A 16,541-nucleotide genomic window follows, 5' to 3' on the forward strand; every position below is an offset into this window, starting at 1 on the left:
TGGCGGACTTCCACTTCGGGATGGGCAGAGCGAGCGTGGGGAACACTGTGGCACACGGCGATAACGGGGGCAGCAATGTCGCGGGCATCCCGCACGGCATGGCGTCGCCCGCCTGTTTGTTGGGGGCCGCATGACGACCGAGCGCCGTCAGGCGCCCTTCGCGGCGCGGATGATCCGCCGGCTCGCGGTGCTCATCATCCTGGGGTGGGTGGCGTTCACGCTCCTGGTGTCGTTCGCGGTTCCCTGGCTAGAGACGGTCGGCCGGGAGCACTCGGTGCCGATGGCGCCGCAGGACGCCCCCGCGGTACAGGCCATGCAACGCATGGGCCGCGACTTCAAGGAATCCGACTCGGACAGCTTCGCGATGCTGGTGCTGGAAAGCCAGCAGCCGCTCGGCGACGAGGCCCACGCGTACTACGACAAGCTGGTGCGAGAGTTGCGGGCGGACCCGAAGCACGTCGAGCACGTGCAGGACCTGTGGTCGGACCGGCTCACGGCGGCGGGCGCGCAAAGCCCCGACAACAAGGCCGTATACGTGCAGATGAACCTGGCCGGCAACCAGGGCACCACCCTGGGTCAGGACTCCATCGCCGCGGTCCGTGCGATCATCGCGCGCACACCTCCGCCCCCGGGCCTCCAGGCGTATGTGACCGGCCCGTCCGCGCTGATCTCGGATATGCAGCACGCCGGTGACCACTCAATCCTGAAGATGACCGCGATCGGCGCGGTAATCATCTTCGCGGTGCTGCTCTTCGTATATCGCTCGGTGTTCACCGTTATTTCGTTGCTGCTCACCGTCGGTATCGAAGTCTTTGCCGCCCGCGGAATCATCGCGTTTCTCGGCGACCATGGCGTGGTTGCGCTGTCGACGTTCGCCATCAACCTGTTGGTGGCCCTGGCGATGGCGGCCGGGACCGACTACGGGATCTTCTTCTTCGGTCGATACCAGGAGGCCCGGCAGGTCGGCCAGGACCGGGAGACGGCCTTCTACACCACCTTCGCCGGGGTCGCTCCCGTCGTTCTGGGTTCCGGCTTGACCATCGCGGGCGCGATGCTGTGCCTTAGCTTCACCCGAATGCCGATCTTCCAGACCATCGGGGCCCCCTGTGCCGTCGGCATGTTCGCGTCCGTGATGATCGCGCTGACACTGGTTCCCGCGGTTCTGACCGTCGGAAGCGGACTCGGACTGTTCGACCCGACGCGGGCGATCGGATACGGGCGGTGGCGCCGCGTCGGCACGGCGATTGTCCGCTGGCCCGCCCCCATCCTCGGCGCGACCATAGCGGTGGCGCTGGTCGGCCTGGTGACCCTCCCGGGATACAAGACGAGTTACAACGACCGGCTCTACATACCGGCCGATATTCCCGCCAATGTCGGATATGCGGCGGCCGATCGCCACTTCACCCAGTCGAGAATGATGCCGGAAATCCTCATGATCGAATCGGATCACGACATGCGGAATTCGGCGGACTTCCTGGTCCTGCATCGCCTGGCAAAGGGCATCTTCCGGGTTCCCGGCATTTCGCGCGTGCAGGGCATCACCCGGCCAGAGGGCACACCGATTCAGCACACGTCGATTCCGTTCCTGCTGAGCATGATGTACGCGAGTCAGATGCAGGACGTCAAGTACATGCAAGACCGCACCAACGACATGGTGCAGCAGATCGCGTTGATGGACAAACAGATCGCGACGATGAAGCGCATGTACCAGTTGCAAACGGAGCTTGCCGCCATCACGCACGACTCGATCACCAAATCGAAGGAAATGTCGCTGGTCTTGAATGAACTCAGAGACCACATGTCGGACTTCGAGGACTTTTTCAGGCCAATCCGGAGTTACTTTTACTGGGAACGCCACTGCTACGACATCCCGATATGTTGGTCGCTGCGGATGATTTTCGAGACGCTCGACGGCGTCGACACCCTCAGCGACAAATTCAAAGAATTGTTGGTTGATCTCGACCATCTGGACACATTGTTACCGCAGCTCAATGCCCTGTTCCCGCCGATGATCGCCAGCACCGAGTACATGCGGACGATGATGGTAACGATGCACAGCACCATGGGCGGAATCATCGGCCAGATGAGCAGTAACAACGAGGATGCCACCACCATGGGTCAGGCGTTCGATGCCTCCAAGAACGACGACTCTTTCTATCTGCCCCCGGACATCTTCAACAACGCCGACTTCAAGAAGGCGATGAGCCAGTTCCTGTCTCCGGACGGGAAAGCCGCGCGGTTCATCATTTCTCACAGAGGCGACCCCGCGACACCGGAAGGCATCGCTCGCATCGATAAGATTCGCACCGCGGCCGAAGAGGCACTGAAGTCGACTCCGCTGGAGAATGCCAAGATTTATATTGCCGGCACCGCATCGACCTTCAAGGACTTCCACGACGGCTCGACATATGACCTTTTCATCGCGGGAGTCGGCGCGCTCTGCCTGATTTTCATCATCATGCTTATCATCACGAGAAGCTTCATCGCGTCACTCGTAATTGTGGGCACGGTGGTTCTCTCGTTGGGCGCCTCGTTCGGTCTTTCGGTGTTGATCTGGCAATACATCATGGGCTTCAAACTGCACTGGATGGTCCTTCCGATGTCCGTCATCGTGCTGTTGGCGGTGGGTTCGGACTACAACCTGTTGTTGGTGTCCCGGATGAAGGAAGAGATAGCCGGTGGGATCAAAACGGGCATCATCCGTGCGATGGGCGGAACCGGCAAGGTCGTCACGAACGCGGGTCTGGTGTTCGCGTTCACCATGGCCTCGATGGTGGCCAGCGATTTGCGGATCATCGGGCAGGTCGGTACGACGATCGGCCTCGGCCTGCTGTTCGACACCCTGATCGTGCGTTCGTTCATGACGCCCACCATCGCCGCATTGCTCGGGCGTTGGTTCTGGTGGCCGCAGGTGGTTCGTCCGAGGCCGGCCAGCTTCATGCTGCGTGCCGAGGGTCCGCGTCCGCTGGTGCGGTCTTTGTTACTGCATCGGGAGTTCAGTGAAGACACGCCAACGGCGGAGATCCCCAAGCACTCTGTCTAGGTTGGTACTCGGTCATTGGTTACTGTCCGGACGGCGGGGCGCCCGGCACCCACATGAGAACGTGGAGAGAAGATTGGCCCCCACGATGTCGTTCCGGGCGCCCGGAATTCCGCGTGGCAGCAACCTTGGAAGAAAGGACTGGGCCATTCTCCATATCGATATCTTCTTATACCGTCAACATGCCGATTCACCCCATGAAATACTCGTAGCGTGAGCCCCTTGGCGATCGAGGTTGTCGGCCTCACAAAGACATTCGGGCGAGATACGGTCGCGCTCAATGGCGTGGACTTTTCGGTGCCGGCCGGGACGGTGTGCGGGCTACTTGGCCACAATGGTGCCGGTAAGACAACGACAATCAACATTTTGTCGACGCTCATTCGCCCTAGTTCAGGCCATGCCAGCGTCGCCGGGCACGACATCGCCCGGCAGCCCGCCGAAGTACGCGCCAGCATCGGGATGGCCGGGCAGTTCGCCGGGATGGACCCCCTGCTCACGGCTCGGGAAAATTTGATCTTATTCGGTAGGCTGCGCGGGTTGAGTCGCCGCCGCGCGAAGGCTCGCGCGGACGAACTGCTCGAACAGTTCGACCTCTCTGCTGTCGCTGACCGCAGGCTCTCGACCTACTCGGGGGGGATGTTCCGGCGCGTCGACGTGGCCAGCGCGCTGGTTGTACCGCCGCAGGTGCTCTTCCTCGACGAGCCGACGACCGGACTCGACCCGCGCAGCCGCCGCGACGTATGGGCACTGGTGAGTTCGCTTACGGTGCAGGGCATCACCGTGTTGCTGACTACGCAGTATCTGGAAGAGGCCGACGTACTGAGCGACTCGATCGTCGTCATCGACCACGGGCAGGTGATCGCGAGCGGCACCTCCGAGGAGCTGAAGCGCGCCGTGGGGACCAGCTACTGCCAGGTGACTCCGGCAAATCCCGCCGACCTCCCGCAGGTCGCGGCCGCGCTGAAGGGACTCGAAGGGGTCGACATCCACGGCGAGACGGGCTCGGTGTCAGTGTTCGCACCCGACGGCGTGGCCACGCTTGTCGAGGTGTTCCGCCGGGTCGATGCACTCGGACTTGAACTCGCCGACATCTCGCTGCGCAAACCTTCACTCGACGAAGCTTTCCTGCACCTCACCGAACGGACCGCCGCCCCGTCATGAGCGCCCTTTCCGCCCTCACCGAGCGCTCGCTGATGTCGGCGGCACGCGACGGTGAAATGATCTTTGAAATCCTCTCGCCCGCAGCGTATTTGGCCGGGTTCAGCGTTGCGCTGCACGGCCTTGTCGACACTGGGCCCATCAGCTATACGCAGTACTTCCTGCCCGCGGTAGTAGCCCAATCAATGATCTTCGTCGGTCTGCTCACCGCGGACCGTGCTGCCCGCGACCACTTATCCGGGTTCGGCGAACGGATGCGTACGCTACCCGTCGCCGCGGTGGCCACCGTGACCGCTCGCACAGTCGCCACCCTGATGCGCGCCGTGCTAACTCTCTTGGTGGCGCTGATCGCCGGCTACGCCTTCGGTTTCCGCATCGACGGTGGGGTGGGCTACGCAACGGCATTCGTGCTCATCTCTTTGCTGCTGTGCCTGGCGGTGGCGCTGGGCGCCGACGCGCTGGGTTCGAGCGCGAAGAGTGTCCAGGGGGCCGCCCACTTGTTGTTCGTCCCCCAGCTGCTGCTATTCATGCTGTCCACCGGCATCGCCCCCGAAAAGACCTTCCCCGGCTGGCTGCGCCCATACGTCCGCAACCAGCCGGTGTCACAGTTCGCCGAAACCCTCCGCGGCCTTGCGTCCGGCCACGTTGTGCTCAGCAATTTGGCGGCGACCCTCGCCTGGTGTCTCGGCATGGTGCTGGTGTTCGGCGCGATTACGTTGCGGATGCAAAGGCGCGGCTAGTGACCGATCGCTCCGTGCCGGACGGCTCCCTACTCACCCAAAGTCAGACGCAAGCCGGCCGACTCCTGCTTCGTTGGCGGCGCGACCAAGCCGTGCTGATAGGGTCGCTGATGCTGCCAGCCTGCCTGCTGCTGGTCTACCAAATAGTGCTGGGCGAGCAGGTACGTCGGGTCACCGGAGTCGACAGCGTTTACGGTGTGGTCCCGATGTGCGCGGTACTGTCCGCGCTATTCGGGTCGCTGGGAAACTCGGTCGGCATCACCACCGACCGCGAGTCACGCTTGCTCAGCCGGATGTGGGTGCTGCCGATTCATCGAGCAAGCACGGTCGTTGGATGGGTGATCGCCGAAGTCGTGCGTGCCTTTATCGGCACCGTCATTATCACTGCTATCGGAGTGGCGATGGGTCTGCGGTTCCAGCAGGGTTGGCCCGCCGCAATTCTTTTCCTGGTGATTCCATCGGTCGTTGTCACTGGCTTCACCGCCCTGGTGATGGCGATGGCTATCCGCAACAACGGCCGTACTGCAATGACGTGGCTGCTCGCCGCGACCTTTTCGCTCGCGTTTGTCAATCCCGGCGCTACGCCGATCAAGCTGTTCCCGGATTGGGCTCAACCACTGATCCGCCTCCAACCCATGTCGCCCCCCATCGAGACGATGCGCGGGCTGGCCCACGGGGGCCCGATTGTCGGGCCACTTGTGGCGACTTCAGCCTGGGCGGTCGTGTTGCTCGCTGTTTTCATTCCCTTCGCCATGCGCGGCTACCGGCTGGCTGCCGAGGCGAACGCGTGACCGCAGCCGAGCGTCCCCGACCGGACCAGATTAATAACACGCAAGCGAAGCCGCTGATTTCTGTGTGCGTCCCGATGTATAACAACGGTGCCACCATCGAGCGTTGCCTGCGGAGCGTCCTGGATCAGGACGGGGCCGAGTTCGAGATTGTCATCGTCGATGACCAATCAACCGACGAAGGGCAGGCTATCGCCGCATCTTTGCTCAGATCGGGAGACCGCTTGGTAAGCAACGACTCTCGCCTCGGCCTGAATGGGAATCACAATAAGTGTTTGGAAGTTGCCCGCGGCGACTATATCCAGTTTCTACACGGAGACGACTGGTTGCTTCCGGGGGCCCTGCAGACCCTTGCCGGGTGCTTCGACGATCCTGAGGTCGGACTCGCTTTCGCGCCCCGACGGGTGCAAACCGACGACCTTCCCTGGGGCGAGCGGCGACGCGCACCGAGCAAGCTCCACGTCTACTTTGCGAAACTTCGCGAACGTAATCGCGGATCATCGTTGGTTCTACAGATAGTCGCCCTATGGGGCGCGAGCGCCAACTTGATCGGTGAACCAAGCTGTGTGATGTTTCGGCGACAGCTGGCACTGGACGCAGGGGGCTTACGCGAGGACGTCTATCAGACGGTCGATTTAGACTTCTGGTTGCGCCTCATGCTCCGGTCAGCGGTTTCCTTTGTGCCGAGGGAACTTTCGGTACGGCATCACACCGCCAGCACGGAGTCAGCGAATATCACCAAGGCTCAGCGACATTGGCTCGATCAGCTGCGCATTCTTACATGGATGATTGTGGATCCCGCGTCTACACCTCTCATCCGCGCAACCGCATCGCTGTGGTGGTCGTTGGCATGGGTTGGGCTGCTGTTCAAGGTCACCGTGATTGGGCCCCAGCGATCACCTCGTTTGAAAACGTTGATGGCTGCACCCGTTAATGAGTTCCGTCGTGCGAGGCGGTTCCGCGCCGAACTCGAATTCGCATCGCACTAACGTCGGTGCGGGAGGTCGAGGATGCCTCCACGGACCACCCTCTCTTGCGAGACTGGTCGGTGCAATGGACAACATACTGCTCGAGGCAATCGCGCTTGGCCATATAGAGTCTTCTAGCGCGCAGATCGCCAGTCACCAATTTTGCGGTTGTAGACACTTCCCGTTCCTTGGGCGCTATGGTCTATTGGCCACTCTCAAGCGGGTGAGCCGAGCACCTCAAATTTTGACATGAAGCACGATCGACGATGGGGTCACGGAGAGGGACAACCAGATTGCCGGAACCGTTGACAACAAGCGGTGAGCGGCGGATTCGAGAAAGCCTTCGATCTCGAAGCGCTCCTTTGACCGTGCCCGACAGTGAAACGAAATCTTCCGGTTCCAGGACGAGTCCAGAGCACACGGGATTTCGCCCCGACATTGAGGGGTTGCGGGGTGTCGCGGTGTTGGCCGTTGTCCTATTCCACTGCAGTGCCCCCGGAGTCGGCGGCGGGTTCGTCGGCGTGGACGTCTTTTTCGTCATCTCGGGCTTTCTGATTACCGGACTGCTCTGGCGTGAGGCGGCCACCGCCGGGACCGTCCGGCTGAGCCGCTTCTACGGCGCTAGGGCCCGCCGACTCCTGCCGGCGTCGGCTTTGGTAGGAGTCGTCACCGCCATCGCTTCAGCCATATTGTTATCTCCGTTGGAAGTCAAGCCCGTACTCATTGACGGCATCGCCAGCGCGCTCTATGTCGGCAATTATCAATTTGCTCGGCAAGGAGTCGACTACTTCCACATAAGCAAGAACACGATTTCGCCCTTCCAGCATTACTGGTCTCTGGGCGTCGAAGAGCAGTTCTACCTGGTGTGGCCGGCGTTGATCATCGCAACGGCGTGGCTAGTCCGGCGGGCACGGCGACGCGACAGCGCCGCGCGCGCCACGCCCTCGGCGAGCGCCTACCTATTCGTCCTCGCGCTTGTCGGAGCCGTGTCGTTTGCCTTCTCGCTGGTAGCCACGTCCGAGTCACCTCCCGTCGCGTTCTTTTCCCTCCACACACGAGCGTGGGAATTGGCCGTGGGTGGCATTGTGGCGCTCACGACAACGTATTGGCGGCGCCTACCGGTATTCGCAGCAGCAATGACCGGATGGGCCGGTCTGGTACTGGTCCTGCTCGCCTGCAACCACGTGGACGCAACCACACCGTATCCGGGTACCGCCGCGCTGCTGCCGGTGCTCGGCACCGCGCTTGTGATCGGCGCAGGCTGCGGCTCAACCTCTTTGGGATGCGGCCGCGTCCTGGCATCGCGGCCGATGCGAGCCGTCGGCCGAGTGTCGTACTCGTGGTATCTCTGGCACTGGCCGGTGCTGCTGCTCGCAACCCCGTTGCTGGGCCGCCCAATGGGGCCGATAGACGGACTGGCAGCCGTTGCCGTCTCTTTGGGCCTGGCAGTGCTCACACTGCACCTCGTTGAAAACCCGTTCCGATACTCCGCCTCATTTCGTCGGTCGGCGGGCCGCAGTCTTGCTCTCGGCGGTGCCGCCACCGCGCTAGCGGTCTGTGCGGGCGTAGCGCTGCTTGTGGTGGTGCCCACCCCGGTCGGTCACGGCCCCGCGGCCCAGGCGTTGCGGGTTACCGCGGATCCGCCGACGGGCTCAAACGTTGAGCTCTATGATGCGGCGGTTCAGCGTGTTTTTGCTCAGGTCCAAGCTGCGGTCGCGGCGTCTGTCGACATGAAGGCCGTCCCGTCAAACCTCGACCCACCGCTCGTCGAGGTGGCAAACGAGAAGACGCCAGCAGGCCTGGGAGGGTGCCTCCGAAACCTTCTCGAAGTCCACCAACCGGAATGCGCGACGGGCGACAAGGCCTCGGGCACCACGGTGGCCTTGGTCGGCGACTCGAATGCCTTCAGCTGGGGCCCAGCGTTCCAACAGGCCGCCGAGCAGCGGCACTGGCGGCTGGAGGTCCTGACCAAGGGCGCCTGTCCGATGCTGGACCTGCCCCTCAAAATTTTCGTTCAGCGGAAGTACACAGAGTGCGAGCAATGGCGTAGTCAGATCGTCGCCCGACTACGGGACGAGCGTCCGCGGCTAGTGGTCGTGAGCATGTTGCGCCATGACAGCGGGTCAGGTTCGCCGCCATACGGCCCCGGGTGGATCGACAGCGTGACACGCATGGTGCAGGAACTAAGGGGCACCGGTGCAGCGGTTTTGGTGCTCGGGCCGACGCCGGACCTGCACTCAATGGTGCCGGACTGCCTGTCGCTGCACCTAGAAGACGCCGCAGCCTGTTCTTCGGCGACATCGACGGCAGTGAACAAATCAGGTGTTGCGGGTGAGACCGCCGCTACGAATGCCGGCGGTGGTCGTTACGCCGACGTCACCGAGTTGTTTTGCACGGCCGAAAACTGCCCGCCAATCGTGGGCAACACCCTCGTGTACGAAGACGAATTCCATATAACGCCCGAGTACGCTCGGGTGTTGGCACCGGCTGTCGACGCGCTGGTCAGCCGCTCGCTTATCAGTGGCTAACACGCCATGGTTAAGCGCGGCAGAGCTACGGGTACTTCTGCCGTGCCCGTCGTCGTACCGTACGGCGGATATCGCAATGGATTCGCCGGTCGCCGTCCAGCATTTGACGAATCATGTGAGTCGGCGACGTGATAGGCGGATCAGCGAGTCGCAGGCTCTCCGGGTCATTGGAACCTGCGGCCCTTATTGGCATAGTACCGAATACATTGCTCCGGGTAACCGCGTCTGGCTAACTCAGCGACGAAATAGTCCACATCGTAAGGCACTGACTCGAACTGAATCTCACTGGTGATAGTGTCCAAAATCAGGAAATCAGCCGCATCAACCCATTTTCGGTTCTGGCCGACGCTGCCCGGGTTGACAATCGTAAATCCATTGCGCTCGATCCGGTATTGATGATGGGTGTGGCCAATCATGTAGTGCCGGCCGATCTCGATTGCCGTATCGGGATAGATTCGTTTGTCATCAATGGTGTGCACGCAGTGGTAAATGCCGAGGTCGACGTACTCCAGGAGCTCGGTCAGAAAGCGGTCGCGCGAAAAGTGTGGACGCGAATGGTGAAAGAAGTCCTGAACTAGGGGGATCTCTTGATTGACGGCCTCGTCGCCGCGGAACAGGCGCTCGTGATTGCCTTCGAGTACCTGGATGCCGGGCAGGGCCAAAATCAGATCGATGCACTCGTCATTCCATGGACCGTAGTTCACCACGTCGCCAAGACATAGGTAGGCATCGGCGCGTCCAGCTGTCGCCTTGACAAACTGCTGCAGCGCAACGAGATTGCCGTGCACGTCGCTGAAGACCGCAACCCTCATGCGCTCGCGCCCCGTCCAACTAAGTAATCTCGGTATTGTCGTAATCCGACCGAGAGCGGACGCGGTTCGAATCGCCAGGTCTGGCGTGCCTTTTCGATCGACACGGGCGGAAACCCTGTAAACGCTCCGGGCACAACGGGTTCGATGTTCAGCGACGCATCTCGACCGCCCTGGAGGGCTATAACGAGCTGCGCCAGCTCCAACAAACTGGTGTGCTCGCCGGACGCGATGTTGTAAATCCCGCAGGGACCGCCGGCCACCGCGTTCAGCACACTAGCGGCCACATCCGCGACGTACACATAACTGAAGCGCAGGACGCCGCCGTTGACTAAGCGTAACGGCTTGCCCTCGGCAGCCATCCGCAAGAACATAGGTATGACTTTTTTGGTCGGCTCGCCGGGGCCGTAGGGTGTTGCGACTCGTAAAACCACGGCCTCCATGCCAGTGCGTTTAGCGACATTTGAGAGATAGACTTCACCGGCGAACTTGCTGACAAGATATGCGGTCCCTAACTGCGCTGGAAATACCGGGGCGGACTCGGTGCACGGGATATCGGATGGTGCGTACATATTGGCACCAGAAACTTGAACAAACCGTCGAACCCCTCGCTCCGCAGCCTCCTCGGCGAAGTCCATCAACGCTAGGGCGTTGATTTGGTTGCACAAATTTGCCTCGTGAAGGTCGTCCATGCGCTTGGGGATGTATGCGGATAAGTGACAAACAACGTCGACCCGGTCCAGCGCCGCGTTACGAACGTGCGGTTCTCGGATATCCCCGACTGTCACTCGTTCGCAAAGCCGTACCAGGTCCGCGGGCAACGGCGTGCGATGCTGCAAGACGGCTAAACGGTAACCAGCACGGGCAAGGACTCGGAGCACGTGCCCACCGGTGAAGCCGGCGGCACCGGTTAATAGCACGAGCCCTGCAGTCTCCGCATTAATCCTCGTCACAGCTGCGTCCCGTCACCGCGTAGGAAGCCGGTCCGACGCAGTTGTTCGACGTGACTGTTGGGCACCACAAGTTCTTGCCAATACCGAAGTATGGTCACCTCGTTGACCGAGTACGTTGGCTCGACACCCTTCAGCAAATAGTCCGCGATGATTTGAGGTTCGTTGAACCCCGCGAGCGCGCGGGCGGCCGTCGTCCCCGAGCATCGTGCGTTGATCTCAAAGACGTAGGCTTGGCCATCCTTGACGCGAAGTTGGATATTGCACGCACCGAATGGCTTGAGCGCCTCCACCATCGTCCGTACCACAAGTTCGAGCGCCGGATTCGGCTCGACAAATGCCTTATACGTGTCGCCGTCACGCAGGATCCGGCGCATCACGATCGTGCCGTGGCATTTGCCATCCAAAGTTACGCTGCCACAAGTATATTCGTCGCCCTCGATGTATTCCTGCACGACGCAATTTTCTGGGTCAACGAGTTGTCGGTAGAGGCTGAACTCGTCCGCTGTCCTGGCGACATAGGTAGCACGGGAACGCGCGCCTCCACGCTGTGGCTTCAAGACAACGGGTCGTTCAAAAGCCGCGACGTCAGATAGTTGTTTGGTATCCGGCGTGGGCAGTCCCAACGAGTTGACGAACTCGGTGGTCGCAAGCTTGTCGTCGCACAAACGGATGACTTCCGGTGCGCTGACGACCGGGATGATGCCATGTGCTTTGAACCTGTCGATATTCTCCGAAATGGGAAGCAGTTCAACGTCGTGGCCAGCGAAGATCAACCCGCACTGCTCGTTTAGGCATATCTCGAGCAGACGGTCGATGAATAGCGGGTCCGATGCGTACCGGCCCTTATACGCCTTCGAGGCGGCATGAAGACCTGCCGCCAGCGGCTCGGAGTCGGTGGCGACTGAGCCGTATGAAGTTTGCGCCAACGCCTTGAGCACGCTCTGTCCGACGCCACCGCCAACGCCGGTGACCAGGATATTTCTCACTGGGTCGCCCAAAGCTGCCAACTAGACATCCCCCATACCGACATGAGCGGCATCGTACCTGTCACACTGTGCATCGATCGTCGCTTCCAAGGACCTGCGGCCGACGACGACGTAAAAGCATGGATTGGGGCATCGTGCCGAGCGTCGGCCCGGCCCACACATCGCACAAACGTCCACGCGTGTCCAGGACATGTTGCGAAAATACGAACCTTGCCCGACGCGCAACCTACTGTGTCGGTCAGCACGAATTCACGAAAGCAGGTGGATTTTCGGGATGGAAGGGACGCTCGAGCATGCGCTTGGCTCGAAACGGCACGGAGCCGCAAGCGGTCAATGCACCAGGCCGGTCACCTAATGCCCGCCGAGATACCTTTTATACGGCCAAGTTTTCCCGTGCCTGCCGAGCTCGCCGAGGACTTCGAAGTCATCGTGCAAACCAATTGGTACACGAACTTCGGACCGAAAGAGCGACAGTTCGCGCTCGCTCTGAGTGAGTACCTCGGTTCGGAACTGCACGTGGCCACCCTTGCAAACGGCACCCTTGCGCTTATCGCCGCACTCCACGTCACACTAGGCCCCGGCGGGCGCGACCGATATCTATTGATGCCGTCATTCACCTTCGTCGCCGTCGCCCAAGCCGCCGAGTGGACTGGATACCGACCATGGTTCATCGACGTCGACCCGGACACATGGCAGCCGAGCGTCTCCTCTGCCGTCGCCGTCCTGGAGAGCTCCCGCGAGGAGGTCGCCGGAATCCTTCTTCCCAACGTGTTCGGCGTCGGCAACCCCGACATCGATGCCTGGGAGCAGCTCGCGGCGCAATGGCAGCTGCCGATAGTGGTCGACTCCGCGGCGGGCTTCGGTTCGGCATACGTGGACGGGAACAAGGTCGGCGGGCGCGGCTCCTGTGAGATCTTCTCCTTCCACGCGACCAAGCCATTCGCAGTTGGCGAAGGCGGTGCGCTCGTCTCCCGCAACCCGCATCTCGTCGAGCAGACCCAGCGGTTCCAGAACTTCGGTTTTGAAGCATCCCGAGAGTGCACCCAGCTCGGGATTAACGGCAAGCTGCAGGAGATCAGCGCCGCTATCGGACTGCGCCAGCTTCTCGGGCTCGATCGCCGTCTGGAGACCCGCCGCAAAGTCTTCGACTGCTACCGCGCCGAACTAGCTGGCTTCGGATTGCAATTTCAGCCCAATGCAGAGGCCTCCTCGCTGTGCTTCGCCAGCGCGTGCTGCACCTCGGCAGATCATAAGGCTGCGGTCCTCGCCAGCCTGACTGAATACGCAATCCAAGCCCGCGACTACTACAACCCACCGCTGCACCTGCAACACTATTTCCTCGCGAACCCTGAGCTGAGGTCCACCGAACTACGCTCCACCGAAGACATCTGCTCGCGCATCGTGTCGCTGCCAGTTCACGACGACATGGCGCCTGAAGATGTCGCACGTGTCGTGGCCGCTGTTCAAAAAGGGAGCACACAGTGACCGAAACTGCTGCTCGGAGTCACCCGAAGGTGAGCGTCGTCACGATCACCTTCAACCATGAAGCCTTCATCCGCGAGACCCTCGACGGCTTTGTTGCCCAGAAGACCGACTTTCCGGTGGAAGTGATTGTGGGTGACGACGCCTCAACGGACAACACGCCAGCGATCATCAGCGAGTACGCCGAACGGCACCCGCATCTCTTCCGACCTATCCTGCGGTCGAAAAACATCGGGCCCTACGCGAACCTGACCGACACCCTGTCGGCCTCTCGCGGCGAGTACCTCGCGTTGTGCGACGGCGATGACTACTGGACCGACCCGATGAAGCTCAGCAAGCAAGTCGCATTTCTCGACCGCCACCCGGAGAAGGCGGTGTGCTTTCACCCCGTTCGCGTGATCTGGGAAGACGGCCGCCCGGGCTCGGAGTTTCCGCCGCCCGGCTGGCGGCGCGACTTGAGCGTGAACGCGCTTATCAAGCGGAACTTCATCCAGACTAACTCCGTCCTATACCGGCGACTTCCGCGCTACGATGACATCCCCGTCGACGTCATGCCCATGGACTGGTACCTGCACGTGCGGCATGCGGCGCGCGGCGGTATCGGGATGCTGCCCGAAACGATGTCGGTCTATCGCCGACATCCGCAAGGGGTTTGGTACAACGCGGATGCGGACCGAAAAAAGTTTTGGGTGTCTCATGGGGGCGGGCACGTCGCCATGTTCGAGGCAATGCTCGACGTCTTCCCGGATGACGCGGTACGGGAGGAACTCATCGCTGGCCGGCTCGACTGGATCCTGCGCGAGATCGCGCGAGTTCCCGGTCCGGAAGGCCGGGCGGCTCTGCTCGAGACCATCGCGCACCACCCGCGTTCCGCAATGCTCGCACTTCAGCATCGTTGGCGATCGCCAACACGACGCCTCAGATCTTTATGGCGCAAGCGCGCGCCATCGGCGCGAGCTCGTTGAGCATACAGAACCACTACCTATCAAACGTGTTCGCCCGCATGGCTATTACAAAATCGTTTACTCCTGTTCGGGTGAACCACCGGTGAGTTTGCGCACGACATACAGCACCGAGCCGAGGTCGATGGCATGCCGATTGAAAGTCTTGTCACCGAATGTCTGTGAGTCGAGAGCCGAGACTTCAAACCCGCTCTTGCGGATCCGCGAACACAAGGTGGAGCGATCGTAAAGCCGCACGTGGTCGCCCTGGGCGAACCGACGCCATCGCTCGCTCTCGTCGACGACCGCGGGGTCTTCATCGAAGCTGCCTTCGGGAGCCACAGGGGTCATGATGATTCCGCGACCACCCGGCGCCAGTATTCGGTACAGCTCGTCCAACGCGAGGGCGTCGTCCGACACATGCTCAAGGACGTGGGAACAGATAAAGAAATCGACCGAAGCGTCCGGATAGATCGGCATGTCGGTGATGTCAACGACATCATCGACACCACTCATCATCAAATCCGCACTGCGGTAACGGAAATCGCTGCGGCTTTTCAGGTATCCCGAAAGGGGTGCCGACGGCGCAAATTCAAGCACCCTCCGCACACCATCGGGGGGCAGAAACCTCTCGACATAGAGCTTGTAAAGGCGGTCCCGGTCGACCGAGCCGCACACCGGGCAGACGTACCTCCGGTGATTGATCGTCTCCATCTCATCGAGGGAGTAGGGAAACCCGTACATGGCAAGCTCGTCACCGAGCCTGCGAGTAACGCTTAGGAAGCGGATACGGCTGCCGCAAATATTGCATTGCCCCGGGCCGGCGAAGTAGACGCGGCGCATGAGACGACCGGCACGTCGCACGGTGTCGGAGAGCGGCATGCGTCTCATTCAATAACAGCCGAGCTCAGAATGATACCGATTGCGGTTTAGAAGTAGCAGAGGTTGGAGTGAGGCGATCGGAAATCGCGGTCGTCGCGCCGCGGTCGAGGCGGCGAGCTCATAAAGCGCGATGGCCTAGGCAATGCGCCCGCCTCAAACGATCATGAATCACGTGAGGTCGCCACATAATGACGTTGTCCGTCGTCATCCCATAACCACCGAAGGACCCGCCTTGAGATTCGCTCTGGCAAGCTACGGAACTCGCGGCGACGTTGAGCCCTGCACGGCGGTCGCCCGCGAACTCCGTCGGCGTGGGCACGAAGTCAGCATGGCCGTCCCGCCCAACCTAATGCCCCTGGTGGAATCGGCCGGCTTGACGGCAGTGCCATACGGGCCGGATCAACAAGAAGGCTTCTGGGACACCGACTTCCTCGCCAAGTTCTGGAAATTCTCTGAGGTCAGAAAGCGGTGGCGGGAAGCCCAGGGCATGCTTATCCGATCCTGGGCGGAGATGAGCGCGACGCTGACGTCGCTGTCCAAGGGCGCAGATCTGGTGTTCACCGGCCCGGGCTTCCCCGGGATCGCAGCGGATGTAGCCGAATACCTTGACCTTCCGTTGGCGACGATGCACTACTTTCCGATGCGGCCCAACGGCCAGCTCGCACCGAGCCTTCCTGCACCGCTGGTCCGTTCCGCAATGAGCGCGCTGGACTGGGTCCAGTGGCGGGTGACCAAGAAGGCCGAAGACGCGCAGCGCCGGGCATTCGGTCTGCCGAAGGCAAAAGGCCCCGCCCCGCAACGGATGGGCGCCCGCGGCGCGCTGGAGATCCAGGCCTACGACGAAGCATGCTTCCCCGGGCTGGCCGACGAATGGGCGAAGTGGCACGACCAGCGGCCCTTCGTTGGGACGCTGACCATGGAGTTGACCACGGACGCCGACGACGAGGTGTTGTCCTGGATCGCTAAGGGCACGCCGCCGATCTGCTTCGGATTCGGGAGCATGCCGGTCGCCGAGTCGCCGGCGGACACGGTCGCCCTTATCAGCGCGGCGTGCGAGGAGCTGGGGCAGCGGGCGCTGGTCTGCTCCGGCTGGAGCGATTTCAGTGGCGTGCCGCAGTCCGACCACGTCAAGGTGGTCGGCGTGGTGAATTACACGAAGATCTTCCCCGCCTGTCGGGCGGTGGTTCACCACGGCGGCTCAGGTACCACGGCCGCGGGTCTGCGCGCCGGAATACCGACGCTGATTCTATGGACCGCGGGGGACCA

The 16,541-nt window shown here is 61.6% G+C and carries 13 protein-coding genes; 9 read left to right on the forward strand and 4 right to left on the reverse strand.

Features of this window, described 5'->3' with window-relative positions:
• Nucleotides 1-130 precede the first annotated feature (130 nt).
• The 6 genes from A5681_RS18350 (at nt 131) to A5681_RS18375 (ending at nt 9,222) form a co-directional block, all read left to right on the forward strand.
• Nucleotides 131-3,043 (forward strand): RND family transporter, encoded by a 2,913-nt coding sequence (locus A5681_RS18350; protein WP_067278056.1) that lies wholly within the window; start codon nt 131-133, stop codon nt 3,041-3,043.
• Nucleotides 3,044-3,253: 210 nt separating this feature from the next.
• Nucleotides 3,254-4,201, forward strand: a complete 948-nt coding sequence (locus tag A5681_RS18355; protein ID WP_067278060.1) for a daunorubicin/doxorubicin resistance ABC transporter ATP-binding protein DrrA — start codon at nt 3,254-3,256, stop codon at nt 4,199-4,201.
• Nucleotides 4,198-4,938: an ABC transporter permease gene (locus A5681_RS18360; protein ID WP_067278064.1), complete on the forward strand. Its 741-nt coding sequence runs from the start codon at nt 4,198-4,200 to the stop codon at nt 4,936-4,938. Before A5681_RS18355 ends, A5681_RS18360 begins: the two co-directional genes overlap by 4 nt.
• Complete coding sequence (locus A5681_RS18365; protein ID WP_197498643.1) at nt 4,938-5,729, forward strand: ABC transporter permease; 792 nt, start codon at nt 4,938-4,940, stop codon at nt 5,727-5,729. The genes A5681_RS18360 and A5681_RS18365 overlap by 1 nt, the downstream gene beginning before the upstream one ends.
• Complete coding sequence (locus A5681_RS18370; protein ID WP_067278067.1) at nt 5,726-6,715, forward strand: glycosyltransferase family 2 protein; 990 nt, start codon at nt 5,726-5,728, stop codon at nt 6,713-6,715. Before A5681_RS18365 ends, A5681_RS18370 begins: the two co-directional genes overlap by 4 nt.
• A 245-nt stretch (nt 6,716-6,960) precedes the next feature.
• Complete coding sequence (locus tag A5681_RS18375; RefSeq protein WP_082968420.1) at nt 6,961-9,222, forward strand: acyltransferase family protein; 2,262 nt, start codon at nt 6,961-6,963, stop codon at nt 9,220-9,222.
• A 164-nt stretch (nt 9,223-9,386) separates the two neighbouring features.
• On the opposite strand, the gene A5681_RS18380 is transcribed toward A5681_RS18375, so the two are convergent.
• From A5681_RS18380 to A5681_RS18390, 3 genes are read right to left on the reverse strand one after another with little or no spacing between them, the layout of a single operon-like run.
• Nucleotides 9,387-10,034 carry a metallophosphoesterase family protein gene (locus A5681_RS18380; protein ID WP_067278074.1) on the reverse strand — a complete coding sequence of 216 codons (648 nt, stop codon included), beginning with the start codon at nt 10,032-10,034 and terminating at the stop codon, nt 9,387-9,389.
• Complete coding sequence (locus tag A5681_RS26675; protein WP_082968421.1) at nt 10,031-10,984, reverse strand: NAD-dependent epimerase/dehydratase family protein; 954 nt, start codon at nt 10,982-10,984, stop codon at nt 10,031-10,033. Before A5681_RS26675 ends, A5681_RS18380 begins: the two co-directional genes overlap by 4 nt.
• Nucleotides 10,981-11,970: an ATP-grasp domain-containing protein gene (locus A5681_RS18390; RefSeq protein ID WP_067278081.1), complete on the reverse strand. Its 990-nt coding sequence runs from the start codon at nt 11,968-11,970 to the stop codon at nt 10,981-10,983. Before A5681_RS18390 ends, A5681_RS26675 begins: the two co-directional genes overlap by 4 nt.
• A gap of 333 nt (nt 11,971-12,303) precedes the next feature.
• Here A5681_RS18390 and A5681_RS18395 point away from each other — a divergent pair, with 333 nt between their 5' ends.
• Entirely contained in the window at nt 12,304-13,455 is a 1,152-nt protein-coding gene (locus A5681_RS18395) for a DegT/DnrJ/EryC1/StrS family aminotransferase (protein ID WP_067278084.1), read from the forward strand.
• 29 nt (nt 13,456-13,484) lie between these two features.
• On the forward strand, nt 13,485-14,417 hold the full coding sequence (locus A5681_RS18400) for a glycosyltransferase (RefSeq protein ID WP_067278088.1): 933 nt from the start codon (nt 13,485-13,487) through the stop codon (nt 14,415-14,417).
• Between the two features lie 57 nt (nt 14,418-14,474).
• Here A5681_RS18400 and A5681_RS18405 read toward each other — a convergent pair whose 3' ends face one another.
• Nucleotides 14,475-15,275, reverse strand: a complete 801-nt coding sequence (locus A5681_RS18405; protein WP_197498644.1) for a class I SAM-dependent methyltransferase — start codon at nt 15,273-15,275, stop codon at nt 14,475-14,477.
• 232 nt (nt 15,276-15,507) lie between these two features.
• Here A5681_RS18405 and A5681_RS18410 point away from each other — a divergent pair.
• The coding region (locus A5681_RS18410) for a glycosyltransferase (protein ID WP_156738047.1) at nt 15,508-16,541 on the forward strand (1,034 nt) is incomplete at its 3' end.

This window comes from Mycobacterium scrofulaceum (assembly GCF_001667885.1).
In the GTDB taxonomy this organism is placed as follows: Bacteria; Actinomycetota; Actinomycetes; order Mycobacteriales; family Mycobacteriaceae; genus Mycobacterium; species Mycobacterium scrofulaceum_C.